Origin of the sequence: Haloferax sp. Atlit-4N (genome assembly GCF_003383025.1) — an archaeon.
GTDB classification, from domain to species: Archaea; Halobacteriota; Halobacteria; order Halobacteriales; family Haloferacaceae; genus Haloferax; species Haloferax gibbonsii.
Genome location: NZ_PSYY01000001.1, coordinates 601,679 through 626,839, shown reverse-complemented (window position 1 = coordinate 626,839; position 25,161 = coordinate 601,679). Strand labels below are relative to the sequence as shown.

The following is a 25,161-nucleotide window of genomic DNA, read 5'->3' as shown; positions in this document are numbered from 1 at the left end:
AAATAGCTAAGGTAACTGCTCGTCAGTCACTAATTGGTGTGTGACACAGACGACGAGTAACGCCTCACTTCACCGCAACCACCCGAACAACGACCACCCCCCACGTTCCTCGTCTGCGTCTCGTTCTAACTCGCGAACCCGTGCTTCGGCCGCCTCGCGCGCCGCCCGTTCGGCTTCGAGTGTCGCCTGCAGCTGTTCGTTCTCGTCGAGTGCTGATTCGAGCTGCGTCGTGAGTTCTTGTATCCGACCACTCACTTCACGCCCGCCGAGTGGGGATGGGACTGTCGGCGGCTGGTCGGCCGACGAAGCACCTCGGTCAGTCGAGGACACGGTGTCACCGGCGTCGGTCGCTGCCCGACCGTCGGCTGCATCCGCCGCCGCCGACCGGCCCACACTCGACCCACTCGACGACTGATAGTACTCGCTCGTCCCGGCGATTGCCCGCTCGATGGTCGTCTCGCCGTAGGTCGACCCATCCGCGAAATGAACGGCGTCCCATTTCGGCCGAGACAGCCCCGAGTCGCGAATCAGGCGGTCGATCTGCTGGGCGTCACCGGCCGTCCAAAACGCGAGCATCGAACACAGCGCCATGTCCGCTTCGGAGTGGCTGTCGTAGCCGGTCGTGTCGCCGCGCCACAGGCGGCTGAACTTCTCGCCGTTCGCGGCGTTCGTAGCCCGCTCGATGAGCGCGTCGTCAGACAGGTCGTTGCCCGGGCCAGTCGACCCGTTGGTGGTCGTCGCTGTCGCTGTCGTCGGCGTCGTCGTCGCTGACTCCACAGCTGCCGGCGTCTCGAAGTACGCGGCGTGAATCGCTTCGAGTTCGTCGCCCCGTTCGGCAATCGTCGTCGGCGTCCCGTCGACGTGGTCGCCGGTCACGGTGAAAAACCGCGCATCATCGTACAGTTCGAGGTCCCCGGTCCGGTTGCCACCTGGGGGCAGCACCCCGCGGATGATGACGTGGTAGCCCGTCCCCGAGGGACTGACTTCCGTATACGAGTCCAGGCGGTCGATGAGTTCTTGTGCCCACTCGTCGGTCACGCCTGTCTCGGGGTCGCGACACTTGTCGAGGTCGATGCCGACGAACGGCCCGCCGTCGGTGAACACATAGCCCACGCCGTCCGCCGGGCCATCCTGGGCGTACGTGCGCGCCTCCTCGAACGTCGTCCATGTCGCCGGGTCGGTCGCCGATGCGTACCCCCCTGTCACGTCCCGCGGAACCTTCGTTTCGTCTCCACCACGCGTCTGTCTGCGCCATCCCACCCAGGTCGCCTGTTCGAGGAGTGATTCTGGAAGCTGGTCCCGGGTCGGGAGTGATGGCGTCATTGCGAGTTGTGGTCTCGACAGCCCCGTGATAGCTGTTTCCCGCACGTTCACAAGGTTGATACTCAGCGCCGAAACCTACACCCCTGATTGCAGGGGTGAACCGAACCACACGCGCTACACCCCCGGTTTCCAGGGGTGTACATGCACGCCGGTTCTCCGCAAGGGTGTACTCGGTTGTGACCCCTTCAGGGGTGTATCGAACCAGCCGTGAGCCCCCGCGAGTCGCTCCGATTCGAGACACCGATTCGTTCGTGTTCGCCACGCTCGACGCCCCTCGCGACGTGTTTCGGGTGATGAACACATCACTTGCTGGCGCACACGCCCGTCGTCACGCCGCGAGACGCGACTTCTCACACCCTCGATTCCCCGGTACACCCCATCGTACAGGGGGTGTATCGACCGATTTCGATTTCGCGTTCGAGGGGGAATCTGGCGTCGTACCCCCACATCTGTCGGCACTTTCCGTCCCGTGTTCCACCCCCCGCGACGACACCCGTCTCCCCTGTGGACGCTCGCCAGCACGCTTCTCTCGCGGGTCGCTCGACCCGAACGACTGGTATCGATGGCCGCCGTTGGTTGGCCCGCGCGATGGCTGTTTGGGTGGGTGTTGTTGCGGGAAAATCCAGGGGTGTACTCCAGTTGAAACAGAGGTCGCCGTGCGCCCGAACTGAAAGCGGTCGAAAAAGCGGTTAGGCGCTCGGCACGTAGCCGAGGACTTCGTATGTGTGTTCGGCGTCGTCTTCGGATTTGGGCTCGGTGTAGCGCGCCTCGTGGACTCGGTCCAGTCGGGCGGCGAGGAGCGTCTTGTAGGCGTCCAGAATCGGCGCTTCGGTGAGCGGCGCTTCCGGCCCCTCGTCTTGGCCGACGATGTTCGCCATACAGAGCACGCCGTCGGGGGAAAGCAGGCCCGCCACCACGTCGAGAAACCGGTGGAACTCCGGGACGCTCATCGTGTCCCCGAGATAGTAGATGGTCTCGCTCCAGACGATGACGTCGAACTGCTCGTCGAGGGAGTCGAGATACGCGCTCGCCTCGCCGGCGGAGAACGTCGCCCGGTCGCTATCGGTCCGCTCGCGAGCGCGCTCGACGGCAGCCTCGGAGATGTCGATGCCGTGGAGTTCCGCGTCGGGGAAGCGTTCTAAGAGGAGTTCCGAGTGAACGCCCTCGGCGCAGCCGATCTCCAGAATCGACTCCGGCGAGCCGACGTGGCTCTCGACGACGCGGTTCTGGCGGCGGTACTTGCGCTGCTCGTAGGTCGAAGAATCGAAGTCCCACGGGTCCGGTTCGTCGAACTCGTCGTCGAAGTAGTCGGCGTTCCAGCCGTCGTTCGGCACGTTAGTTCACCTCCGTGTCGCTGGTCTCGGCCGGATTGTAAATGCTCTGGATGACCCGAGATTGGAGCGCCGGGTCTTGGAGCCAGAGCTTGCAGAGAGCCCCGTAGGCGAACAGTTGAATCGCCACGAAGAGGATGAGGTCTCGGGCCTCGGGTTCGACGGCGTAGGCGTCGAGTCGGACGAGCCCGTCCCGACCGTACAGCGAGCGCTCGCGGACGGCCTGCTCTGCGGGTCCACCGTTCAGCGTGAACGCGATGAGCGGGACCTTCTGGTCGAAGTCCGCGGACTGGAGGACGTTCCAGACGGAGGTTTCGTCGCCGAACAGCACGTCGTTCCACTCGCGGTACGTCGCGGAGCCCTGTTGCGGAATCGCCGTCACGAGGTAGCTCGAACCGCCGTGGAGGACGTTGACTAGGCGGTGGACGATGTTCTGGAGGTTCGTCGCCTCGCCGTGGACGTGGAGGAACTCCGTGAGCTTGAGTTGCGCCTCGTTTCCGAGCCCGCGCTGCGACGCGAGGGCCCCGAAGATGGGGTCGCTCTGGAGGTCGTTGTGTCGCTGGAGCTCTTCGATGGCCGCGAGAATATCGCTTTGGCCGGAGAGGCCGGCGGCGTCGTCGCCCTGTTTGAACTGGCCTTCGACGAACTCGTCGAGGGCCCTGAACCGCGCCTGAAACCGCTGGAGGTCGACGTAGTCGTCGAGGAAGACGACCTGCAGGACGGCGAGCTGGGCGACGACACTTTTCGTCGCGTAGATTTCGATTCGCTCTTCGACGCCCGGAAGCGGGACGACGTGGTCGGCGCGCTCCGCGAGCGGGCTGTCCGGGTCCGTTACGGCGACGACGGTCGCCTGTTGATTCGAACAGAGGTCGAGTATCGAATCAGTCTTCCCGCTCCGCGAGATGGCGAGAATCGTGTCGTCGGCCGACGAGTGCATCCCGGTGGCTTCGACGCCGCTGCGGACCTGTGACCGGATGCCGCGGTCGCGGAGGCGGTCGGCGAGCCAGTAGCCAACCGACGTTGAGGACCCCTGCCCCGCGATTGTGACGGTGCCGTCGGCGTCGAACACCGGCCGCCGAACCTCCTGTCGGAAGGCGTCGTCGGAAATCGTCTCCCAGACCTGCGCTTCGATGGCCTCGTACACGCCCGTCCGCTCGCCCGTGTCGCGCGCAATCGAACGGAGGTCGTCTTCGAACAGCTTCGGGATGTTGACCGACGCGCTGTCGTCCGTGAGATTCGCCTTGATGACCGACCGGACGTATTCGGACGTTTTCTTGTTCTTCTGCTGGGCGATCTCGTCCACCTGTCTCTTGACCCGCTTCGAGACGCGGGCCTGGAGTATCTCGTCTTTCGTCATGACCGCCGGTATGTCAAACGGTGAGATAGTTCTTGTCATCGCGTATGTCATACGATTCTGCACTACTGTATACGCATATAAACTGTATACGAGGGTACAAAATACAGCCAATTATGTCACACGCAAGATATTTGTTTACAGTCATACAATCTGTTTGTGTGACGCGAAGACGAAAACGAGAACGTCACGAGAACCCCCACAAACCCGATACACAACAGATTACGATGACCAACGATTCAACCCATCCCAGCAAATCGACGGAATCGAATTCGAACACTCCGAATATAGACATGAACTCGCGGTTCGGACACGGGTGTACCCGCCCGGCGTCCGAAGAGACGGAGCGGCGGCCGTCCGTGACGACGGTGGTCGTCCGCGCCACCCTCGCGGCGCTCGTCGTGCTTTCGCTGTTCGCGGTCGCCGTTCCGGTCGTCACGGCCGACGCGGGGTCGGCGGCGCTGTCCGGACCCCCGACCGCTTCGGTGAGCGCGGACGAGGCGCTCGACGCCCGCGAGGCGGCGAAAGACAGACTCGCGGAACTCCGCCGCCTCGACGACCGACCGATGGTCTCGGTCGAGGCGAGCACGCTCCAGACGGTCCAGAACCGCATCGAGACGGGGAACCTGAGCTACACGCGGGCGAACTACGACACCGCAGCCGAACACTGGTCGGTCGCGGAGAAGCAGGCGACCGCGGCCCTCGCCCGCGCCTACGCCGAGGGGACCGCGCGGAACCTCAACGCGACGGTCGGCTTCATCGAAAAGCGCGAGGCGAAGGGCTACGCGACGGCCGACACCGCCGAGTTCGCCGAGCGCGCCGCCGAGCTTCGCGCGCAGACCCCGGAAACGCTCGCCGACCACCGGAAGCGCTACCGAGCGGCGCGACAGCTGAACAGCGACGTCGAGTCGTCGCTTCCCTCGATGAACGCGGTCCGACTGGCGAACTGGCTGTCGCCGATGTGGGTCGCTGGCGGGGTTGTCGTCGCCCTCGGTGCGGTGACGAGCGTCGTCGGATTCGCCCTTGGCCGTCGCGGACAGTCCGAACCGGAGACCGAAGACACCGGTACCGAACCCGAGGTCGAGGGGTCCGGCCTCAGATAACCACTCACGGAGACATCCATGAACATATCCAAATACGTACGCAACGCGGTTCCGTGGAGCGGCACCGACGAGTCGAACGACGACGCGGTCATCACCGACGGTGCGGGCGGCGGGGCGGTCGAGGCGAACGCGGCGGCGGACCGACCGAGCGCCGACGGCGACGACCACGACGAGAACAGCGTGGGCGTGTTCTTCCCGCCGAACACGCTCGCGGACGTGGTGCGGCGCGAGTGGATTTCCCGGGCCGAGGAGATGCTCGGAACGTCGATTCCGTCGCGGTTCGTCCAGGACGTGCAGCTCGGTCGCAACCCGCTTCGCATCGAGGACGTCACGCCGATGCTCGCCCCGGAAGTCGAGCGCGAACTGCTCAGGCTGTCGTACGACGCCGATCACGCGCTGGTCCCGTCGTCGCTCGGAACCGGCTTTCCGGCCTACAAGTTCGTCGACGTCGGCCTCGTCTTCGAGGAGACGGTCGACGTGGTCGTTCCCTCGCACAAGACCGCTGACGGGCTGCACAAGAACCCGCAGAACGCGCTGTTGGCCGGCCTCGGCGTCGCGGTCATGGACGCGCCGGCGATACTCATCGACCACCGGGCGCAGGCGGTCGGGATGGACGACGTGCCACCGGAACTGGCGAAGTTCCTCGCGGCGACGACCCACACCGACGTGGCGAACCGGTCGTTCGGCTACTGGAGCGCCGCGATGACGACGGTCCCCATCGGCGGCCGCGCCGAGATGGACCTCAACCCCGCGGTTCAGCGGGCGGCAAACAGCCTCACGCCGTGGCTGTCGGCCGAGCAGTGGGCTCCGTGGGCCATCGAAAACGGAGACATCGAACCCGACGCGACGGTCCCGACGCTGGCCGAACCGGACCTGATGGTCGTCCTCCCCCACGGCGTCACCCTCGGCCAGCACCACAACCTCCGGACAATTCACGCGGACGTGGCCAACGCCCACGTCGTCGGCTTCTGGCCGCTTGACGCGGCGTGGATACACACTCACGTCCGCCGGGCCGGCGCGGCGTACGTCGACGCGGAGGTCCACGACGAGTCGTCGCCGCTCCGGCAGGTGTGGGAGGCGCACACGGCGAAGTTCGGCGTGAGCGACCCCGTCGACCGGTGGGAGCGCTTCTTCGCCGACCACATCGAGCCGGCGCTCCCGGAGCAGTAAGCCGCACCGCCCGCAGACCACCCACGAACGCGCGTTTTCACCGACCATGACAGACGATATCCAACTCGTAGAACTGAGCGCAGTCATCGAGCCGACCGACGACGACCACGAGCGAGCCGACGAACCGATCGACAACGACTCCAGCTCCAGCCGACGCCGCCGCCTCCTTTGGGTCGCGCTCGGCGTGACGGCCGCCGTGCTCCTCGGACTGGGCGTGGTCGCGGTCGTCGCTCCGGAATCGGTCGAGGCGGTCATCACGACGAACCTCGGTCTCTTGGGGCTGATGCCCGCACTCCGTCCGCGCTTGTGGGCGCTCCGACGGACCGTTCGGAGGGTGGTCCCGTTCAGGACGACCCGAGACGAACCACCGGACTGCCAGCCCGAGGGTGCGCCTTCGCTCGATGGGGCGGACGACGCGGACGACGCGGACGACCCAGACGACCCAGACGACGAGACGAGCCCGGACGGCTCGGACCTCTCGGACGCGGACGACGCTCGTGGCGCGAGCGACCCGCCGTCGATTTCGGTGAGCCGCCTGTCCGACGAGCGGGACGTGTCCGTCATCGTCGACCACCTCATGCGCGCGTCGGACTCGCGGCCGCTCCCGGACGCGTTCGGCGTCGTCTCGCCCATCAAGCGCCCGCTGGCGTCGACGCTCGAAGGCATCCCGCAGGAACTCGGCGTTCACTGTCGGGACGTGAGTCCCGTTCTCGTCGGGACCGCGAACAACGAGACGACCGTCGAGCGACTCGGCCGGACGTACGAGCTACTGCTCGTGGTCACCCCGGACCACGAGGCCGTCCTCTCGGACGTGCTCCGGTACCTCCCGGCGCTGATTCGGACTGACGGGATTTCCGGCGTCGGTTCCGTCCGCACCGTGACGCTCCCGGCGGCGGAGCGACCCGGAACCGAACGCGAGAGTCAGGGGACGCTGAAGGCACTCCGCGGACACAAGGGGGAGCCTCGGCACCCGATGGCCCGGACCGAACCGGACTTCATCGCCGCGTCGGCACCGTCCGAGTGGACCGGCCCCGTCCGGTCGGTGCTGTCCGACTACGCGCCGGTCATCGAGGTCGTCGAGTGGGACCGCCCCGCGATTCACGTCGCGGGGTTCGTGTTCGCGTCGGCGGTCGACCTCCCCGACCACGTGACCGCGTCGGGCGACGACTCTCCGGGGCACGCGCCGTCCGGTGACTCGTCGTCGTCCGACGCCGACGGGCCGCCGACCGGGAGCGGCGGGTCGACACCGACGAGACGTTCGGTCCCCGCTGGCGAGTCGACGCCCACCTCGCCGCCCGATTCCGACGGGCCGCCGAGTACCGACGCTTCGCCCGAGTCGTCGGGTGAGGGCCCTCCGCAGTCGCCCGAGACGGACGAGAAGGCGGTGCCCCGCGACGGGACGACCCCGCAGACCACACCGGACGGCGGCCGCGCGTCGGGCGGGTCCACCCTGCCCCGTTCGTCGCAGTCGCCGCCGCAAACTGGAGGGGATGCGCCCGAGGAGGAGGCACCGGAGACTGGTTCGGAACCAGATGACTCGACGACCGGGCCGGAGCCCGACCAAGACGGATCGAACCGGACGAATCGCGGGTCCGATTCGACCCCGGCAAAAGACGATTCGAGTCCGGGCGCTGGGAGTTCGGGGACTGATTCCGACGACGACCAGTCCGACGCGGAGGGCGAGGGAGACACTCGTGGAGGCGAAGCCGGCGGCGGCGACGGTGCTGGCGGCGCTGGCGGCGCTCCCGACGCGGGAGACGACGCGTCATCGAGCGAAAGCGCGGCGTCGGACGAATCGCCCCCTGCGTCGGGCTCCGCGGAAGCGACGCCCGAGAGCCGGCCGGCCGCCCCTGAGAGCGGACCGAATCGCTCCTCGTCGGACGGAGCGCCGAGCGGTCGGGGGCCGTCCGGTGGCGGGGAGTCGCAGACGACACCGGAGCCCGAGACGACGCTCCCGGCAGAGTTTCCGGTCCCGGCGGGGACGACCCCGGACGACGGCGCGGGCAGTCCGCCGAGCGGTGACGGCTCGGAGTCGCCGTCGTCGGAAGCGACGCCGACCCGGCCCGAGGGGTCGTCAGCGTCGCCGTCGTCGACGCCGGAGACGCCCGCGGACGATATCGACGCCGGCGCGGGAATCGTCCCGTTCGGCGACGCGCCCGCGTCGAGCGACCCCTCGGTCGTCGACGTGACGGAGCACGTGCTGAACGAACTGACGTTTCAGGCCACCGCGACGCCGGGCCGTGAAGTCTACTCGACGGTGTACGCCGACGAGCGCGGTCTGATTCGCCACCACCACGCCATCGACCACCCGGACTTCCTCCGGAGTCGCACGGACTCCATCTCGTTCACCTCGGAGTTCTTCTCGCACCTCCGGCGACTGGCCAGCCTCCACAAGGACATCGACCACCGCCTGGCCGGCGGCGCACACTCCCACCCGGTGAGCGGGCGACCGCTCCAGAGCGGCGCGGACAAGCGGTTCGTCCGGAAGGTCTGGCGGAACACCCGAAACACCTCGTTCATCGTCGGCGTGACCGAAGGCGAGGGGCCGGACGAGTGGACCATCACGGACGACGGCCGCGAGGTCCGCCGCCAGTCCAACGACCACCTCGTGCGAATCCGCGCCTTCTCGGGGCGAAACGAGCCGAAGCGGATTCGACTCCATCAGAACATGGGTCAGTAGTCGCGCAGTAGGCGCCGAATAATATACATTTTGAAACATTTGGGTAAATATATTATTTTGAGTATTTCTCAGCACTGAAGTCGAATATCGGCGCGGCCACGAGAAAACACGGCAAGAACGCCCATAGCTGGAGAATACGACTAGATACTATCTATAGTGGTCGATGTATTCGAATCCAATGTCAGAGAAAGAGAAAATTGGCGTAGAGCGCGGTATTGAACATTCTGACCCCAATAGGAGGCGTGCACCTATCAGGTGAAAATTCAGAAAACGCTGTCTTGGTGACTCAGAGCTATCTATTTTCAGTACATAAAATTATTCTGTTAGAATGGGTGCGAACGCATGTGGCACTGTGTGTTCGAACGTGCGCCGAACGACACCACTGGTCGATTCAACCGACTCAGTACGACAGCGTCCACTCGCGGTCGATGAGCCAGGCGTCGAGCTTTCCGAGCGGGTCCTCGTCGACGTGCGTGCCGTGACTCACGAGGACCCGTTCGATGTCGTAGTCGAACAGTTTGACGAGGTTTCGCTCGGCTTCCTCGTGGCTCAGGTCGTTGAACTGCGCCGCGGGCGGGACGAGGAACCCCGGCGGGAGCCCGCGACGGTCCGACCCCTCCAAGACGTCACCGGCGATGAAGACGCCCTCGTCTTCCAAGAGCAGCCCGCTGTTCGCGACCGTGTGCCCCGGGACCTGTACGATTCGAATCCCGCCGTCGAGCACGTCGTCGTGGCGGAAGTGCCGGTCGGCCTCGACGTCGAGCGCGTCGTAAAAGCCCTTCGCGCCGCCGGGGACGAGGAGTTCCGGGTCGAACGCGTCTACCACGGCGGGCGTCCCGCCGAAGTGTCCCTCGTCGCCGTGGGTGATGACGAGCCGGTCGACGCCGCCGAACGCCGAGTCCAGCACGGACACCAACTCGTCGCCGTCGTCCGGAAACGCCGCGTCGACCAGCGTGGTCGTTCCGGACGGTCGGTCTTCGAGGACGAACACGCGGACGTGGTCGAACTGTACCGTGTACACTCCATCTGCGACTGCTGTTACCGTCATGTACGGTCGAGGCTACGGAGAGTTGCGGTAAAAAGGGGGACGCGCGTTCTCAGGGGCGTGTAACGGGTGGACGGGAAACGGCCCCGAGCGTCGACGGCCCGCGGAGCGAACGTCCCGGAAAACGGCTATTCCTGCGCGACGAGCGTCGAGACGACCGGACACGACGCGTTCAGGAGAATCGACTGAGCGACGCTTCCGAACAGCATCTTCCCCGTGCGCGAGCGGCGTCGCGGGCTCACCACGACGTAGCTCGCGTCCTGTTCGTCGGCGTACTCGGTGACCTCGTCGGCCGGGTCGCCGACGAGTCCCACCGTCTCGTACGGGACGGACAGTCCCGACACGGCGTCTTCGGCCATCTCGGCGGCGGCGGACCGAATCTCCGCCATGTCCTTCGGCTTCTCGGCCTGCGCGCTCGTCAGCCCGAGGTCGACGAACTCCGAGCGAGTCAACGCGTGGACGACGTGGACCGGTTCGTCGAACGCCGCCGCTAGCGATGCGGCTTCCGCGACAACGTGTGATGAGCGACCTGACCGGTCGACTGCTGCAACAACGACCATACCAGCGTGTACCACGGAGAGATATAATATCGTTTCGCCGAATCTCGTTCGGAGCAACCGCGTCGACGCGGCTCGCGGTCCCGACGGTCGTCCTCCGCCCACGGGTTCGCCCGGCGAGCAGTATCTGAGTTCAACGATGTCGTAATACGGGTCGGAATCGGCGAGCTTCGTTACATTTGTACTGCTGTAATTCCGATGCCAGACGGGAGAAAAATACCCCTGTATTTCAACATCCTCAAAACTGAGGGCGAGTCGAGCGGTACGCTCCGCTCTCGACGAAGGTACGACAGAGAGATGCGGAAGCGAGCGGGCCGAAACCCTGCCAGCCGCGGCAGGGGCTCAGCGAGGCGACGGGAGCGCAGCGCGGTTCGTGGACAGTCGGCGACGCGAGACGGCGCTCGACGGAACGCGCGTGCCGCGAGAAAAGAAAAGCGGACGAGGTCTGAACGCGGTGCTACGCGCGAATCGAGCGGACGGCGGGCAGCGCAATCGCGCCCAGGCCGAGCAGGATGATGACGAGGGCGATGGGGCTCGTGAGGAAGATGCTCGGCGAGCCGCCCGAGAGGACGAGCGACCGGCGGAGGTTCTCCTCCGCGATGGGGGCGAGGATGAGCCCGAGCACCATGGGTGCCAGCGGGTACCCCCGGAGCCGCATCGCGTACCCCAACACGCCCGCGCCGAGCATAATCCACGCGTCGAAGACGTTGCCCCGGAGGGCGATGGCTCCGATGACACACAGCACGAGGATGACGGGCCAGATGTGGGACTTCGGGATGTTGATGAGGCGCGCCCAGTAGTTCGCGCCGAGCAGGCCGAAGATGAGGATGAACACGTAGATGAGGAGGAACCCGACGAAGATGGTGTACAGCAACACCGGCTCTTCTTGGTACAGGCCCGGCCCGGGGTTCACGTCGTGGACCAACAGCGCGCCGATGAGGATGGCGGAGACGGAGTCGCCCGGAATCCCGAGCGTCAGCGTCGGAATCAGCGCGCCGCCGGTGCTCGCGTTGTTCCCGGACTCGGCGGCCGCGACGCCGCGGACGTTCCCCTCGCCGAACGACGGGATGCTGTCTTTGAGCCAGCGGGTGGCCTCGTTGTACGTGATGAACGCGGCGATGTCGCCGCCAGCGCCGGGAATCGCGCCGATGAACGACCCGAGAACGCCCGAACCGACGCTGACCGGTGCGATGGACCGCAGGTCAGAAAGCGAGGGGAACACGCCGGATATCTCCTGGTCGACGCGGTCGTTCCCGCTGTTGATGCCCTGCGAGTACTTGCGGAGTCCCTCGGCGATGCCGAAGAGGCCGATCATGACGGCGATGAACTCGACGCCCGTGAGCAGTTCGGGGATGTCGAACGTGAAGCGGTGGAAGCCGGTCACGGGGTCGATACCGACCGTCGCGACGAGCATCCCGAGCAGGCCCGAGACCATCCCCTTCGTGAGCGAGTCGCCGCTCACGCTGGCGATGATTGTCAACCCGAAGAAGGCGAGCGCGAAGAACTCCGGCGACCGGAACCGGAGGGCGGCGTCGGCGATGACCGGCGAGAAGAACATCAGCGCGAAGACGCTGATGACGCCGCCGACGAACGACGCGATGGTGCTCACGCGAATCGCGCGGCCCGCCTCGCCCTTCTGGGAGAGCGGGTAACCGTCGAAGATGGTCGCCGCCGCCGACGGGGTGCCCGGCGTGCGGATGAGAATCGCCGGAATCGACCCCGCGTAGACCGCGCCACCGTAGATGCCCAACAGGAGAATCATCCCCTGACTCGGCTCCATCGTGAAGGTGAACGACAGCAGGACCGCGATGGTCATCGTCGCGGTCATCCCCGGAATCGACCCCATGAGGATGCCGAGGAAGATACCCCCGATCATCAGCAGGAGGACGAACGGGTCGGCGAGGTTGACGAGCGCCTGCGAGATGTACTCAACCACCATCAGAAGGTCACCACCAGCGGGAGCTGCGGCAGCAGCCGCGACACCGGGATGATGCCCTCAGGCAGGCGCACGAGGAAAATCCGGCCGAAGATGTAGAATAGCGCGACCGGGAACCCGATCGACAGCGCCACGACGAGGAGCTTCGAGCGGATGTCCGAGTAGTAGAGGACGACCGGCATGAACAGCATGGTCGACACGAGGAACCCTAAAAGCGGCATCAACAGGACGTACCCGACGAGGAAGGCCGCGACGACGGCGGCGGGTCCGAAGTCGAACTCCGACATTTCGAGTTCCGTGTCGGAGCCCGTCAGCACGTCGATAGCGGCGAAGAAGATGATGCCGACCGACACCGCAATCGGGAAGAACGACGGCCCGACGCCGTCACCCGACGGGAACTGGCTCGCAAAGAAGATGACGACGACCGAAAACAGGATAAAGAGGACTGACAGCGGACTTGAACGAACACTCTCCAAGCCGATTCTATCAAGGACGGCCCCGACTTTCTGAATCACCATTATTTTTTCTGCCTCGTGGTATGATACCAAGCAATCGTTCGTAATAAACATATTGGTCTTTACGAGCCCGTTCGGGGCTGAAAGTCACGATTTCGACACGAAAGCCGCAGGCGGCCGAGTCGATTGTCCAGTCGCGCCTCGGGTTGGCCGTCGAGAGTGGACGACTGCACAACGAGAGCGGTTGCAACGGCCGGCCGGTACATTCACGCGTTCGACATGTCTACGGGCGACAACGCCGCGTTTCGCGGCCATCGATAGAATTAACCAGCGCTGCGAACTACCGTTCCACCGGAATGAGTGTTAGCAACGTCACCGAGGGTATCGACCAGATTCAGTTCGAACACGTCCGGGTGCTCGTGTTGAAGGACACGCCGACGGGGAAGACGACGCTCGTGGACACCGGCTTCGACGAGGACGGCGACGAACTCGTCGAGCTTCTGGAACGGGAGTACGGCGGCGTCGACCGCGTCATCATCACCCACGGCGACCACGGCCACCACGGCGGCCTCCCGTCGGTGATGGAGGCGTTCGACCCCGAACTCCTCGCGTCGGCCAACGAGTCGAAGCTCCACGAGGCCATCGACTACGAGCCGGACGTGACGTTCACCGACGGCGACGTGCTCGACGGAAACATCCGCGTCATCGAGGTGCCGGGGCACACGAAGGCGACCTCGGCGCTCCTGCTCGAAGACCGCGGCATCCTCATCTCCGGGGACGCCCTCGACGGGGCCGACCGCGCGGGCCTCCCGGCGGGCTACCTCCTCCCGCCGCCGGCGCTGTTCAACGACGACCACGAGGCCGCCGAAATCAACCTCTACGACCTGCTCCAGTACGACTTCGAGACGCTGCTCGTCTTCCACGGGTCGCACGTCTTCGAGGACCCGAAGGGCAAACTCGACGACTTCCTCGTCGAGCGCGAGTGGGACCCCCGTCCGGAGTGACCCTGACCCGCCGAACCGAGCGGCGTTGACGGCGTCACATCCTCGATAGCCGACTCCGCGGCATGCTTTTCCGACCGTCGACCCCGAGCGGCCGCGCCGTAAACGGCGTCCGACCGAGACACGAACGAGTGACGTGACAGACGAGCGGGGTGGTGAGCGACCTGCGTCTGAGAAAAACCGCGGTCGAGAGATGAATCGCTGAGGAGAGTCGGCTGCGAACGAGACGGAACTGGTCGCGTCAGTCTCGAAGGACCGAAACGTCGAACACCGGCTTGCAGGTCTCGCCGGCGAGGAACGCCTCGAAGGCGTCTTCGGATTCGGTGAGTCGGAACCGGTCGTCGAGGAACGTGGCGTGGTCCACGTCGCCCGAGCCGATGAGCCGGAACGCCCGCTCGAAGTCCTCGTAGGTCGCGCCGTAGGTACACTGGAGGTCGACCTCGGCGCGGACGAGCGGCGTGAACTCCATCGTGGTCTCGCCGGTCTGGCCGACGAGGACGATTTGGCCGCCCTTGCGGACCTGTTCGACCGCCATCGGCAGTCCCGACGGGTGGCCCGTCGTGTCGAACACCACGTCGAAGCCGACGCCGCCGGTCAGGTCGCGCTGGGTGGCGGTCAGGTCGTCTTCCTCGATGTTGACCGCGGGGTAGCCGAGTTCCTCCGCGAGCGGCAGTCGGTAGTTCGTGTCTCGACCGACGCCCGCGACGACGACCTCCGCGCCCTGCGAGGCGGCCACCTGCGCGCAGAGCAACCCGATGGGGCCGGGGCCGGCGACGAGCACTCGGTCGCCCGCCTCGACGCGGGAGTTCCGGAGGACCGCGCGCGTGCAAATCGCCGTCGGCTCGACGAGCGCCGCGTGCTTCGGGTCGACGTTCGAGGGCACGGACTGGAGCGCCGACTCGGGAACGGCGATGTACTCGGCGTACGCGCCGTCGTGGTCGATACCGGTCAGTTCCGCGTCCTGACAGATGCTCTCCTCGCCGATTTGGCACTGGAAACACTCGCCGCAGCCGCGAATCGGTCGCTCGACCACGCGCTCACCGACGGAAAACCGGGTTGCGTCGTCGCCGCGCTCGACCACGCGGCCGGTGTACTCGTGACCGATGATGGTCGGCATGGTCATCCGCTCGAAGGCGGACTTGAACTTGTAGATTCCCGCGTCGCTCCCGCAGAGCCCGGCGTAGTCGATTTCGATGAGGACCTCGTCCGACGCCGGTTCGGGTGTCTCGACGTCGACGAGTTCCATAGCTCCGGGCTCTCGGCTCGTTTTGGCTAACCCGCGCATACATCTCCTTGAATACCGCCGGGGTATAAATCTACGCTCTTGGGGGAGAAGCTTGCGGGCGGAAGCCGGCCAGACGTGCGCGAGCGTCCCGCCACGCGCCCGCTCGCCTCGGCGCTCGCGGACCTCGCGGGCGCACAGAAGCGAAGCACTGCGCCGACTCCGCTGGCCTCGCGTCATATTCAGAGGGACCGCAATGCTTATTGTATGGATTGTTCAAACATTCGGGTACAATGGGAGACGATACCATTAGCAATCGGAGTGGACGCAGCACGCTGAACAGACGGAACTTCATCAAGGCAGCCGGCGTCGGCGGCGTGGCGCTGTCTGCCGGTTGTCTCGGCAGTCTCTCCGGACAGCAGGAGTGGCCCTCTCGGCCGGTCGAAGTCATCTCCCCGTGGTCGGCCGGAGGTGGGGCCGACCGGACCAGCCGCGCGGTCGCCGACGCGGCCGAGAACCACACCGAGGTCTCGTGGAACGTCAGCAACCAGACCGGCGGCTCCGGCTCGGTCGGGATGAACGCGGCGGCCAACGCCGAGCCCGACGGGCACACCATCGGCTGTACGGCCCCCGAAATCGCGCTGTTCGAGCACCTCGGTATCGCCGACCTCAGCCCCGACGACATCACGCCCATCATGCAGTACACCGAGTTCCCCGCGGCGCTCGTCGTCAGCGAGGACGCCGAGTTCTCCACGCTCGACGAGTGGATCAACTACGGGAAGGACAACACCCTGCAGATGGCGAACTCCGGCTTCGGCTCGTCGTGGCACATGGCCGCGGCGGGTATCGCCAGCGAGGCCGGCGTCAACGTCGAACACATCTCCTACGAGGGTGCCGCGCCGGCCATGACGGCCGTCGTGAACGGCGAGGTGGACTGTACCGCGGTCGGCGCGGCGGAAGTCGCCCCGCAGGTCCAAGACGGCGGACTGACCGCCCTCGGCGTGGCGTTCGACCAGCAGGTCGACGCGCTCCCGAACACGCCGACGCTCGCCAACCAGGGCCTCGACATCTCCATCGGCTCGTGGCTCGCGCACTTCGCGCCCGCCGGCATCGACGACGAGCTGAAGCAGGAGCTCGCCGACGTGTACAGCGCCGTCTACGAGGACGACTCGTTCGTGGAGTTCATGGAGAACAACGACTTCATTCGCGTCGAACGCGGCCCCGACGAGCTCGCTGACTTCCTCGACCAGCAGTACGAGTTCTACGGCAACCTCGTCGACGAACTCGGCATCGAAAAGCAGTAACGCCGCAGTCGAATTCCGAGCCCCGCGACCGACTGACTCCCCACGCGACACGTACCTGCGCCCTTCTCCCTTTCGGACCCGCGTCACCGCGAGCGACGGCCGTACCGACCGGACCGGACCCGCGACGCGCGCCGCGAACCGCACGCGTTCGACCGACCGATAGTTTAACGTGAATCGTCCGCATCAGGTCGGGTATGCACACGATAGAGCCCGACGTAGAGCGACCGGACCGCGAACTCGTCGAGGCGTTCGAAGAGATTCCGAGCACCATCGTCTCCGACGTGACCGGTAACATCGGACTGACCATGGACGCCGGCCTCCGGCCCGCCTACGAGGGCGTCGAGATGGCGGGCACCGCGGTCACGGTGAAGGCCGCCCCGGGCGACAACCTCATCATCCACAAGGCAATCACGCTGACCGAGCCCGGCGACGTGCTCATCATCGACTGCGACGGCTACACCGACACCGGCCACGTCGGCGAACTGATGTGCACCTCCTGTCAGGCGAACGGCCTCGCCGGGCTGGTCATCGACGGCGCGTACCGCGACAGCCGGGAAATCGCCGAGATGGAGTTCCCGGTGTACGGCCGCGGCGTCAACCCGCAGGGGCCGCTCAAGCAGGACCCCGGGTCCATCAACGTCACCGTCTCCGTCGGCGGCGTGAGCGTCGACCCCGGCGACATCGTCATCGGCGACGACGACGGACTGGCGGTCATCCCCCGCGAGGGGGCCGAAGAAGTCCTCGAACGCGCCCACGAGAAGCTCAGCGCCGAGGACTCCGTCCGCGAGGAAGTACTGGACGGCGAGTACCTCTACGAACTCAACGGCTACGACGAACTGTTCGAGAACCTGACCATCGTCGGTCCCGAAGACTCGATTCAGTAACGCCACCGAAGCCGCGGCGGACAGCGACCGCGACTGACCCGCGAAGTCCGCATCTCGACTGGCATGCCACCCGGCGACCCGCGTTTTTTTGCGAGCACCCGACCCGTAGCGAGCGACGCCTCGACCCGTGACGCCGGTGGCCGAAGCGTTCGCCCCTCGAAATCCAACATCGTTGAAACGAATCGGTGCTATTAGGGACGCGGTGGTCAATTGTCGAATCATGACGAACTCCACCGGGTCGGGCTCGCGGCGGATACAGAGCGTCGAACAGGCGTTCGACATCATCCGGTACCTCCGCGAGGTCGACGGCGCGACGCTGTCGGAGACCGCCGAGGACATGGAGATGCCGGTCAGCACGGCGCACATCCACCTGGCGACGCTCGTGGACACCGACTACGTCGTCAAGGTCGGAAGCGAGTACCGCTGTAGTCTCCGCTTTCTCGAGATGGGCGGGGCGATGCGCGACGGGATGGCGCTGTACCGGGTCGCCAAGCCGGAACTCGACGAGCTGAAAGAACAGACCGGCGAGCACACCAACGTGACGGTCGAGCAAAACGGGTTCGCCGTTCAGCTCTACAAGGCCCAGAGCCCGGAGTCCATCGACGACGACGCGCCGCTCGGCGACCACCTCTACCTCCACTCGACGGCGACGGGGAAGGCGATGCTCGCGGAGCGCTCGCGGGACGAGGTCGACCGAATCGTCGACCGCCGCGGTCTCCCCGCCTTGACCGACGACACCATCACCGACCGCGGGGCGCTCCACGAGGAACTCGCGGCGATTCGCGACCGGGGGTACTCCATCAACCGCGGCGAACACTACCCCGGGGTCTGCGCCGTCGGAACCGCCATCGTCTCCGAACCGGACGACGCCGTCGGCGCGATAAGCATCAGCGGTCCGATGAGCCGCATGGAGCCCGAGCGCATCGAGGAGGAACTCGCCCCGTCGCTTCTGAACAAGAAGAACATCATCGAGCTGAAAATAAAGCAGTACTGAGCGGGCGGCCTCACCGCCGTCGGCCGTGGCCGTCGCTCTCGGAGTCGGTCTCTCGTCGGCTCACTCGGGCGGGCTGTCCCACTCGGAGCCGTCGTCGGCCGGTTCGTAGTCGAGGACCGCCTTCGCGTGGTCGATATCGAACCAGCGGGCCTTGTTGCCGCTCACCGCGTAGAACGTGTCGTAGGTGACCGACTCGTCTTCGAGACAGCATTCGAGCAGGTGCGCGAAGTCCCGCTGGGAGGTCCACGTCGCTTTGAGCCGCTTGACCATCTCCTCGTACTCGGGGCTGCCGCGCTCCCACGAACCGGTCTGGGACTGGTCCCACACCTCGCCCTCCTCGACTTTGTGCTCGTCGCCGCGGTCGACGCCGCGCTCCGCGTCGCCGTAGGGATGGTCGTACCGCTCGGTCCGGACGCTCGAGATGCGAATCGAGTAGACCTGGCTCGGCGCGCCGTCGCGGCGGGCGTGCGTCCGGCAGATGTGCTCGCCGAACACCTTCGAGGCCCCGTAGTAGCCGTCCGGCTTCGGGAGCGTCTCGTGGGTGAGCCGGAAGGGGTCGTACTTGCTGGGGTAGTCTTCCTCGTAGAGGTCGGGCGCGAGGTCCTCTTCGTACAGGCCCATCACGCGCTGGGAGGAGGCGTAGATGAGCTTCTCGACGCCGGCGTCCTCCATCGCCTTGAGGACGTTGTACGTGCCCGTGATGTTCGGCTCGATGATGTCCTCGAAGGACGCGCCCGCGTCGGACTGCGCGGCGAGGTGGATGACGGCGTCCTGCCCGTCGAACGCCGGGCGAATCGCCTCGTAGTCCGCGATGTCGGCGACAAACGTCTCGTACTCCGGATGTTCGGTCCGGTCGAGATACGTGAACTCGTACTCGTCTCGTTCCGCGAGGTGGTTGAGAATCGCTTCGCCCGCCTCACCGAACGGACCCGTGACTAGGACTTGCTGCGTAACCATCGTTACTGAGGGATACGGAACTCCCCGATTTAAATCTTGGTGGCGTCGGTAAGTTCAGCCCGGTCGAACGAGCGACGCGCTGACCGTCCGGATTTCGACATCGTTGAAACAAATTCGGTCTGTAAGACCATGATAATTACAGATTTAGGATTGTAATCCATCGCGGGGAAACGGCGTCGTCTCCCGAGATTTCGCGGCTCTCGCGTCGTTACAACATTGTAGAAACGACGGTGTCAGCGACTGCGACTGGAGTTTCACGGGGACGACAGGAATCGCCGCGGAGCGCTCTCGAGGGAACTACTTTTATACGAGTGCTTGGTATCAAATCTCATGGGTGCGGACGCATACGCGTTAGCCGGAGTGACCGACACGCTGACCGAAGCGACGGCCGCGGAGGGCATCGCGGACTTCGTCGAGTTCCGGATGGACGGGGCGGACCGCCCGCTCGACGCGCTCGGCGAGTACGAGGGAGCGCTCCCGCTCGTCGTCTCCAACCGGCCGGAGTGGGCCGGCGGCACCGCCGGTGAGTCCGAGCGACTGGAGACGCTCGCGGCCGCCGCCGCGTTCGACGCCGTCGAGATGGTCGACGTGGAACTGCGGACGATTCGCGAGTGCGAGTGGCTTCGGGACGAACTGCGCGGACACGACGTCGAACTGATCGTCTCTCACTACGACCGCCGCGAGACACCTCAGAAATCAGAGCTAAATAGAATCATATCAGAGTGTAATACGTACGGGGACGTGGCGAAGCTCGTCGTGTTCGCCGAGGAGAAGACGGACTCGCTCTCGCTGTTGCAGTCGCTCAACGCCGCCTCCGAGAGGGGAGTGCGAGTCACCGGATACGCGTTGGGGGATATCGGCCGGCACACTCGCGTTATCGGCGTCTTTTACGGTGCGTCCATCGCCTACGCGCCCGTCGTCAGCGACGAGCGCGGCCCGAACGACATCGACCTCAGAAAACTGTCGAACCTGCTCGATTGGGTCGCTTCCGCGCGCTGAGGCCGTACTGCCGGTGTCGAACACGTGGACACGGATACCCACCGAAGCGACCGGCCTGCCCGGGAGACAGTCCGCGACATCCGGGACCGCAGGACGAGCGCTTCGAAGACGACGGGCCGGAAGAAGGAAATTTGTATCAGAATTACATTATTCAATATTTTCCGATAGATTTGGTATAACTCGCTCTCTCGACCGCGCGTCGTCCAGCTATCGTCTGGCTCCGCGCAACTGAGCGGGCAGTCCCGAGCGCACGCACGCTCTCGATGTACCCAGCACCGACGACCACCTCCGCCGGTCCCAACTCGGGTTAACAGCGAATGGCCGACGATGAGCGACGAACACCGACGATGTCTCGGAAGCATTCAAAACCGCGCCGACAGAGCGTCGGCTCACGCCGATTATTCTGGATGAACATTCCGGAGAATCCGCCGAAGACGGCGTCTCTCACCGCCTACGAGGAGGTGAGAACTCTTGCACCGACAGCTAACATTTATACGCAGCGGAGTGATAGGCGTTCACATGAAACTCGACGAGTCTGCGCTGGCGGCAACAACAAACGACCTCACACGAGAGGTCGACGCACGAGGGGTGGCAGACCTCATCGAATTCCGAATGGACAAGGCGGACGACCCGCTCGAACAACTCGCCGCGTACGACGGCGAACTCCCGATAATCGCGACCAACCGCGCTCGCTGGTTCGGAGGAAAGGCCAGCGACTCCGGGCGGCTGGACGACCTCTTTTCCGCATCTCGATTCGACGCCGTGGAGTTCGTCGACATCGAACTCGAGACCGTTCGCGCCAAGGAGTGGTTGGCCCACGAGTTCCGCGAGAACGACGTCCAGCTCATCATCTCGCACCACGACTTCGACGAGACGCCCGACCGCGAGGTCCTCGACGCCATCATCGAACAGTGCGCGGAGTTCGGCGACATCGCGAAGGTGGCGGTCTTCCCGCGGAACCAAGGTGACACGCTCACCCTCCTCGAGGCCGTCAACGACGCGACCAACCGCGGCATCGACGTGGCCGGCATCTCCATGGGCGAAATCGGGAGCCACACGCGGGTCATCGGCCACCTCTACGGGTCGAAGCTCGGATACGCGCCCCTGCTCGCCGACGACAACGACTACGCGCCGGGGCAGATTCCGCTCGAAAAGCTCGCTTCGCTCATCGAACTCACGAAAAACGAGCGCGTCGACGGACAGGTCATCGACACGCTCCGGAGCGAAGTGTCGGTGCCGAAGGAACTGACGCTCTCGGACTGACGCCGGAAAACCCGACGGCCGTCCGCCGTCAACAGACTCGTTTCATCTCTTTTCGCCGCGAACTCGTCGCTCGCCGTCAGTCGGCGAGTCGCTCGACGTCCGTCAGCACCGCGCTCGCCGTCTCGGGACCGCCGGCCCCTCGGCCGGTGATACCCAGTCGACCGCAGTAGTCGGCTTCGATTTGAACGGCGTTTTCCGTCCCCGACGGGGCGACAGCCCCGTTTTCAGGTACCAGTCGCGGGCCGACGCGGACCCCGCCGTCCGCGACCTCGACGATGAGTCGAATCGTCTGGCCGTCTTCCTGTGCCAGGTCGAGCATGCTCCCCGAGAGTTCCTGAATCCCCTCGACGTCGGCGTCGTCGAGCGTGAACTCCGTCTCGCCGTCGGAGAGGACGTTGGCGACGATGACACCCTTGAGGGCCGTGTCCGTGCCGTCGACGTCGAACGTCGGGTCCGCCTCGGCGACGCCGAGGTCCTGGGCCTCCGCGAGCACGTGCTCGTAGTCGAGGCCCTCGGCGGCCATCCGCGAGAGGACGAAGTTCGCCGTCCCGTTCAGGACGCCGTAAACCGCCGACACCCGCGACGGACCCACGTCCTCGATAGTCGAGAGGATGGGAAGCGCGCCGCCGACGGTCGCGCCGAATCGGACGGTCCCCTCGCTTTCGGCTTCGAGCGCGCGCAGGTCGGCGTAGCGTTCCGCGACCGGACCCTTGTTCGCGAGCACGACGTGGCGGTCGTCCGCCAGCGCCCGCTCGACGTGCGAAAAGCCGGGCTCGGCGTCGCCGAGCGTCGTCGGCGTCGCCTCCACCAACACGTCGTAGTCGGCGTCGAACACCGCCTCGGGGGCCGCCTCGCCGACCACGCCGTCGTCTCGTTTCTTCGAGAGCACCGCGTCGGCGTCGAGGCCGTCGGCGTCGACGGCGGCGCTCTCGGAGTCCGCGAACGCGGTCACGGCGTGGCCGTGCTCCGCGGCCAGTTCGACGACGGCACTCCCGACCGCACCGGCGCCGAGGACACAGAGCCTCACGCGCGACCTCCCACGGTCAGCGGCTCGACGAGTTGCAGGTCCTTCTCGTCGGCGATTTCTCGCATCGCGGCGAGGACTTCTTCAGTCGCCCCCGACGCCGCGGCCAACTGGAAGCGGGCGCTGGAGACGTCGATGGAGCCGGCGGGCGCGGACAGCGAGATGTCGGTGACCGTCGCGTTCCGCGTCGCCTCGATCTGCGTCAGCGTGTCGGAGAGGTCCGTCTCGATGAGGTGTCCCGAGAGGATGATGGTCAGGCGCTCGCTGTAGCGCTCGGTTCCGGCCTGAATGACGTTGATGCCGGCGTCGCTCAGGCCCTCGACGATGTTGTCGAAGCGGTCGGGAGTCGCCTCAATATCGACTTCCACCGGGATGTAGCCGCGCGGGGTGACGTTGCCGCGCTCGTGGAAAATCGAGAGGAGGTTCCCCCCGTGCTCGGCGATGGGCTGCAGCGAGCGCAGGAGTTCACCGGGTTCGTCGACGAGTTCGAGCCGGAGCGTGTACGCTTGGACGTCGTTGTGCACCTCACTCATCCATACAACACCGTACCAACGTGTCGTTCATTGTCGGGAGTCGAGCGAGCACACCCATATACGTATTGCGTTCGAACGGCTCGGACGCCGACCGCGGACGCGGCCGTCGTCCCGCCTGCTGTGAGAGAGTCATCACTGAGGGTTCGCCGTACGCGCGTCGGCCCGAAATGTACTCAGGTTCGCTACAAAGATTACCGCGCCGAGGCGGCGATTTGGAGCGAGGAGAAAAACCAATTTTGCACAATACTCTTTGACGAGATATCACTGGCTACGAGCGACTTCTGAATCGATATTTGTCAAACAACATATAGTAGCATATATTTATTGAATTGCCAATGTCTTCCGGAAAATTTCAGAATATAGTTTCTGAGTATATTCGTTTGGGTTAGTTCTCAGATTCGCCACGCCATCTTTCGTGCATGAAATTTACATAACTATCCACCCGAACTACACGATTCTAAACAAACAATTGTTAACATCCCACACAGCGTAGAGACAACTGTATCCACCGCGGCGGCGAGCGAGAACGCGGCCGCTCGCGGACGGGTACGAGAGAGGGGAAACTCAGAATGGCATCAGCAAGCACACCGACACCGACGCCGACGGGGAACGAGCGAATCGCCCGACGCTTCCCGGAGGAAGTCGCGAGCGAGGGGAACATCGGCCTCATCGACGAGATTTGCGCCGAGGACATCCTCGACCACAGCCCGCTCGGGGAGGTTCACGGGCGCGACGAACTCAAAGCGCAGATTTCGGGACTCCGAGAGTCCTTTTCGGATTTCTCGGCCACGGTCGAAGACGCGATTACGGAGGGCGACATGGTCGCCATGCGCGTCACGCTCCGCGGGACGCACGACGGCGCGTTCATGGGCATCGAACCCACCGGGAAGACGGTCGAGGTCGGCAACATGGTGTTCAGCCGTATCGAAGACGACATGATAGTCGAGCGGTGGGTCCAACCGGACATGCTCGGCATGCTCACGCAACTCGGCGCTGTCGAACTACCTGAGGCGTGACCTGAACAGAGACCGATACTTTTTGTGCGACGGACGCGCCGCTCGGCAACTGAGAAGGAAGCACGGGCGACCGGGCACCCGCCCGCACTCCACGGACACTGGGGAAAAACTCCCCTGTATACGCAACCCAAGTGCAGGTATGTACCTGCAGTAGACGCCTACAACGTCCTCGGTTAAAACATTTTTCAAGTGTCATATGCGACGTGTGGACAGCAATCACCCCTCGGCGACCGGCGAGTCAGCCGTCGAACGCCGAGAGCCGGCGGCGTTCCTGTGCGAGGATTCGCTCCCAGTAGTCGAACAGGACGCTGTCGAGGTCGTACACGTCGGCGATGCGACGGACCCACTCGTCGTCCGAAAACAGCAGTCGCTGGAAGGTCCGCACGTCGGGGTCGAGTTCGGTCCGGCGGCCGGCGTAGTAGGCGACGGTCTGCTCGCGGGTCCGCTCGACCAACAGCGGCGGGACGAAGATGCCCGACTCGCGGGCGACGTAGGTGAACCACTCCAGATGGAGAACCGCGTCGGCGAGGACGAACCGCTCGGCGAAGCCGTCGACGTACGCCGTCGCGGGGCGACCGTCGACGTACACGTCGTCCGGGCGGGAAAACCGCGGCACCGACAGGTGCGGGAGGTCGTCGGCGTAGCGCTCGGCGACCCGCCGAAGCCGGAAGTCGGCGTAGGCACAGGGGGCCGCGAGGCCGAGTTCGTACCACAGCGGCATCCACTGACAGAACGGGTCGCAGAACACCGCGTCGGCCAGCAGGTCGGCGGCGACGGAGCGGGCGAGGTCCGGTGGGAGGTCGGTCCGCCCCGCCCGCATGGCGTCCGTCGCGCGGACCACCCGCGACTCGAAATCGCCGACTCGGAGTCCCATGCCCGCGGCCACGTCGTGGACGTACTCGGCACCGATTCGGTACCAGTCCGCGAAGTCGGCGGGCCGGCGGAGTCGAAGGAGGCGCAGAACGGTCACAGGAGAACTACGGACGACGGCGGTTTGGCTCTATCCCCGC

General features: G+C 65.3%; 22 protein-coding genes. 10 read left to right on the top strand and 12 right to left on the bottom strand.

Features of this window, described 5'->3' with window-relative positions:
* Window positions 1-69: 69 nt before the first annotated feature.
* The 3 genes from C5C07_RS03340 to C5C07_RS03330 all read right to left on the bottom strand — a co-directional run bounded on the left by C5C07_RS03340 (window position 70) and on the right by C5C07_RS03330 (window position 4,011).
* Entirely contained in the window at window positions 70-1,323 is a 1,254-nt protein-coding gene (locus C5C07_RS03340; protein ID WP_199522718.1) for a hypothetical protein, read from the bottom strand.
* 689 nt (window positions 1,324-2,012) lie between these two features.
* Entirely contained in the window at window positions 2,013-2,657 is a 645-nt protein-coding gene (locus tag C5C07_RS03335; RefSeq protein ID WP_050458676.1) for a trans-aconitate 2-methyltransferase, read from the bottom strand.
* Between the two features lies 1 nt (window position 2,658).
* A complete protein-coding gene (locus tag C5C07_RS03330) occupies window positions 2,659-4,011 on the bottom strand; it encodes an SIS domain-containing protein (RefSeq protein ID WP_004973087.1) in 1,353 nt (450 codons plus the stop codon).
* A 290-nt stretch (window positions 4,012-4,301) separates the two neighbouring features.
* Here C5C07_RS03330 and C5C07_RS03325 point away from each other — a divergent pair, with 290 nt between their 5' ends.
* The 3 genes from C5C07_RS03325 to C5C07_RS03315 are packed head-to-tail and all read left to right on the top strand — an operon-like array spanning window position 4,302 to window position 8,961.
* A complete protein-coding gene (locus C5C07_RS03325; protein WP_004973088.1) occupies window positions 4,302-5,111 on the top strand; it encodes a hypothetical protein in 810 nt (269 codons plus the stop codon).
* An 18-nt stretch (window positions 5,112-5,129) separates the two neighbouring features.
* Window positions 5,130-6,281 carry a hypothetical protein gene (locus tag C5C07_RS03320; protein ID WP_004973091.1) on the top strand — a complete coding sequence of 384 codons (1,152 nt, stop codon included), beginning with the start codon at window positions 5,130-5,132 and terminating at the stop codon, window positions 6,279-6,281.
* A 46-nt stretch (window positions 6,282-6,327) separates the two neighbouring features.
* The gene (locus C5C07_RS03315) at window positions 6,328-8,961 is read left to right on the top strand and encodes a hypothetical protein (protein ID WP_115804540.1); all 2,634 of its coding nucleotides are present in this window, start codon (window positions 6,328-6,330) and stop codon (window positions 8,959-8,961) included.
* A 400-nt stretch (window positions 8,962-9,361) separates the two neighbouring features.
* Here C5C07_RS03315 and C5C07_RS03310 read toward each other — a convergent pair whose 3' ends face one another.
* The 4 genes from C5C07_RS03310 to C5C07_RS03295 all read right to left on the bottom strand — a co-directional run bounded on the left by C5C07_RS03310 (window position 9,362) and on the right by C5C07_RS03295 (window position 13,017).
* The gene (locus tag C5C07_RS03310; RefSeq protein WP_049904967.1) at window positions 9,362-10,009 is read right to left on the bottom strand and encodes an MBL fold metallo-hydrolase; all 648 of its coding nucleotides are present in this window, start codon (window positions 10,007-10,009) and stop codon (window positions 9,362-9,364) included.
* A gap of 125 nt (window positions 10,010-10,134) precedes the next feature.
* On the bottom strand, window positions 10,135-10,566 hold the full coding sequence (locus tag C5C07_RS03305) for a universal stress protein (RefSeq protein ID WP_115804539.1): 432 nt from the start codon (window positions 10,564-10,566) through the stop codon (window positions 10,135-10,137).
* Between the two features lie 454 nt (window positions 10,567-11,020).
* Window positions 11,021-12,502 carry a tripartite tricarboxylate transporter permease gene (locus tag C5C07_RS03300; protein WP_004973100.1) on the bottom strand — a complete coding sequence of 494 codons (1,482 nt, stop codon included), beginning with the start codon at window positions 12,500-12,502 and terminating at the stop codon, window positions 11,021-11,023.
* Window positions 12,502-13,017: a tripartite tricarboxylate transporter TctB family protein gene (locus C5C07_RS03295; protein ID WP_115804538.1), complete on the bottom strand. Its 516-nt coding sequence runs from the start codon at window positions 13,015-13,017 to the stop codon at window positions 12,502-12,504. The genes C5C07_RS03300 and C5C07_RS03295 overlap by 1 nt, the downstream gene beginning before the upstream one ends.
* 293 nt (window positions 13,018-13,310) lie before the next feature.
* Here C5C07_RS03295 and C5C07_RS03290 point away from each other — a divergent pair, with 293 nt between their 5' ends.
* On the top strand, window positions 13,311-13,958 hold the full coding sequence (locus C5C07_RS03290) for an MBL fold metallo-hydrolase (protein ID WP_004973102.1): 648 nt from the start codon (window positions 13,311-13,313) through the stop codon (window positions 13,956-13,958).
* Between the two features lie 238 nt (window positions 13,959-14,196).
* Here the strand turns inward: C5C07_RS03290 and C5C07_RS03285 are convergent, their stop codons facing one another.
* Window positions 14,197-15,240, bottom strand: a complete 1,044-nt coding sequence (locus C5C07_RS03285; RefSeq protein WP_049968089.1) for a zinc-binding dehydrogenase — start codon at window positions 15,238-15,240, stop codon at window positions 14,197-14,199.
* 230 nt (window positions 15,241-15,470) lie between these two features.
* Between C5C07_RS03285 and C5C07_RS03280 the strand changes: the two genes are divergently transcribed.
* From C5C07_RS03280 to C5C07_RS03270, 3 genes are all read left to right on the top strand, one after another.
* A complete protein-coding gene (locus tag C5C07_RS03280; RefSeq protein ID WP_004973104.1) occupies window positions 15,471-16,481 on the top strand; it encodes a tripartite tricarboxylate transporter substrate binding protein in 1,011 nt (336 codons plus the stop codon).
* A gap of 194 nt (window positions 16,482-16,675) precedes the next feature.
* Window positions 16,676-17,365, top strand: coding sequence for a 4-carboxy-4-hydroxy-2-oxoadipate aldolase/oxaloacetate decarboxylase (locus C5C07_RS03275; RefSeq protein WP_004973111.1), 690 nt, complete (start codon window positions 16,676-16,678; stop codon window positions 17,363-17,365).
* A 220-nt stretch (window positions 17,366-17,585) separates the two neighbouring features.
* Window positions 17,586-18,359 (top strand): IclR family transcriptional regulator, encoded by a 774-nt coding sequence (locus C5C07_RS03270; protein WP_004973112.1) that lies wholly within the window; start codon window positions 17,586-17,588, stop codon window positions 18,357-18,359.
* A gap of 60 nt (window positions 18,360-18,419) precedes the next feature.
* On the opposite strand, the gene C5C07_RS03265 is transcribed toward C5C07_RS03270, so the two are convergent.
* The gene (locus C5C07_RS03265; protein ID WP_115804537.1) at window positions 18,420-19,316 is read right to left on the bottom strand and encodes an NAD(P)-dependent oxidoreductase; all 897 of its coding nucleotides are present in this window, start codon (window positions 19,314-19,316) and stop codon (window positions 18,420-18,422) included.
* A gap of 330 nt (window positions 19,317-19,646) precedes the next feature.
* Between C5C07_RS03265 and C5C07_RS03260 the strand changes: the two genes are divergently transcribed.
* Both C5C07_RS03260 and C5C07_RS03255 read left to right on the top strand, forming a co-directional pair.
* Window positions 19,647-20,315 carry a type I 3-dehydroquinate dehydratase gene (locus C5C07_RS03260; protein ID WP_115804536.1) on the top strand — a complete coding sequence of 223 codons (669 nt, stop codon included), beginning with the start codon at window positions 19,647-19,649 and terminating at the stop codon, window positions 20,313-20,315.
* Window positions 20,316-20,903: 588 nt separating this feature from the next.
* Entirely contained in the window at window positions 20,904-21,578 is a 675-nt protein-coding gene (locus C5C07_RS03255) for a type I 3-dehydroquinate dehydratase (RefSeq protein WP_115804931.1), read from the top strand.
* 76 nt (window positions 21,579-21,654) lie between these two features.
* Here C5C07_RS03255 and C5C07_RS03250 read toward each other — a convergent pair whose 3' ends face one another.
* The gene (locus tag C5C07_RS03250) at window positions 21,655-22,605 is read right to left on the bottom strand and encodes a homoserine dehydrogenase (RefSeq protein WP_050458668.1); all 951 of its coding nucleotides are present in this window, start codon (window positions 22,603-22,605) and stop codon (window positions 21,655-21,657) included.
* On the bottom strand, window positions 22,602-23,135 hold the full coding sequence (locus tag C5C07_RS03245; RefSeq protein ID WP_004973130.1) for an amino acid-binding protein: 534 nt from the start codon (window positions 23,133-23,135) through the stop codon (window positions 22,602-22,604). The genes C5C07_RS03250 and C5C07_RS03245 overlap by 4 nt, the downstream gene beginning before the upstream one ends.
* A 569-nt stretch (window positions 23,136-23,704) precedes the next feature.
* Here C5C07_RS03245 and C5C07_RS03240 point away from each other — a divergent pair.
* Window positions 23,705-24,151, top strand: a complete 447-nt coding sequence (locus tag C5C07_RS03240) for an ester cyclase (RefSeq protein WP_004973132.1) — start codon at window positions 23,705-23,707, stop codon at window positions 24,149-24,151.
* Between the two features lie 238 nt (window positions 24,152-24,389).
* Here the strand turns inward: C5C07_RS03240 and C5C07_RS03235 are convergent, their stop codons facing one another.
* Window positions 24,390-25,121, bottom strand: coding sequence for a hypothetical protein (locus C5C07_RS03235; RefSeq protein ID WP_004973141.1), 732 nt, complete (start codon window positions 25,119-25,121; stop codon window positions 24,390-24,392).
* Window positions 25,122-25,161 lie beyond the last annotated feature (40 nt).

Excerpts from the sequence above, each read along its gene's own strand:
- C5C07_RS03300 (WP_004973100.1), bottom strand. The coding sequence starts at position 12,502 with ATGGTGGTTGAGTACATCTCGCAGGCGCTCGTCAACCTCGCCGACCCG.
- C5C07_RS03330 (WP_004973087.1), bottom strand. The coding sequence starts at position 4,011 with ATGACGAAAGACGAGATACTCCAGGCCCGCGTCTCGAAGCGGGTCAAG.
- C5C07_RS03275 (WP_004973111.1), top strand. The coding sequence starts at position 16,676 with ATGCACACGATAGAGCCCGACGTAGAGCGACCGGACCGCGAACTCGTC.
- C5C07_RS03290 (WP_004973102.1), top strand. The coding sequence starts at position 13,311 with ATGAGTGTTAGCAACGTCACCGAGGGTATCGACCAGATTCAGTTCGAA.
- C5C07_RS03245 (WP_004973130.1), bottom strand. The coding sequence starts at position 23,135 with ATGAGTGAGGTGCACAACGACGTCCAAGCGTACACGCTCCGGCTCGAA.
- C5C07_RS03320 (WP_004973091.1), top strand. The coding sequence starts at position 5,130 with ATGAACATATCCAAATACGTACGCAACGCGGTTCCGTGGAGCGGCACC.
- C5C07_RS03280 (WP_004973104.1), top strand. The coding sequence starts at position 15,471 with ATGGGAGACGATACCATTAGCAATCGGAGTGGACGCAGCACGCTGAAC.
- C5C07_RS03340 (WP_199522718.1), bottom strand. The coding sequence starts at position 1,323 with ATGACGCCATCACTCCCGACCCGGGACCAGCTTCCAGAATCACTCCTC.
- C5C07_RS03285 (WP_049968089.1), bottom strand. The coding sequence starts at position 15,240 with ATGCGCGGGTTAGCCAAAACGAGCCGAGAGCCCGGAGCTATGGAACTC.
- C5C07_RS03325 (WP_004973088.1), top strand. The coding sequence starts at position 4,302 with ATGAACTCGCGGTTCGGACACGGGTGTACCCGCCCGGCGTCCGAAGAG.
- C5C07_RS03295 (WP_115804538.1), bottom strand. The coding sequence starts at position 13,017 with ATGGTGATTCAGAAAGTCGGGGCCGTCCTTGATAGAATCGGCTTGGAG.
- C5C07_RS03305 (WP_115804539.1), bottom strand. The coding sequence starts at position 10,566 with ATGGTCGTTGTTGCAGCAGTCGACCGGTCAGGTCGCTCATCACACGTT.
- C5C07_RS03315 (WP_115804540.1), top strand. The coding sequence starts at position 6,328 with ATGACAGACGATATCCAACTCGTAGAACTGAGCGCAGTCATCGAGCCG.
- C5C07_RS03265 (WP_115804537.1), bottom strand. The coding sequence starts at position 19,316 with ATGGTTACGCAGCAAGTCCTAGTCACGGGTCCGTTCGGTGAGGCGGGC.
- C5C07_RS03240 (WP_004973132.1), top strand. The coding sequence starts at position 23,705 with ATGGCATCAGCAAGCACACCGACACCGACGCCGACGGGGAACGAGCGA.
- C5C07_RS03270 (WP_004973112.1), top strand. The coding sequence starts at position 17,586 with ATGACGAACTCCACCGGGTCGGGCTCGCGGCGGATACAGAGCGTCGAA.
- C5C07_RS03260 (WP_115804536.1), top strand. The coding sequence starts at position 19,647 with ATGGGTGCGGACGCATACGCGTTAGCCGGAGTGACCGACACGCTGACC.
- C5C07_RS03310 (WP_049904967.1), bottom strand. The coding sequence starts at position 10,009 with ATGACGGTAACAGCAGTCGCAGATGGAGTGTACACGGTACAGTTCGAC.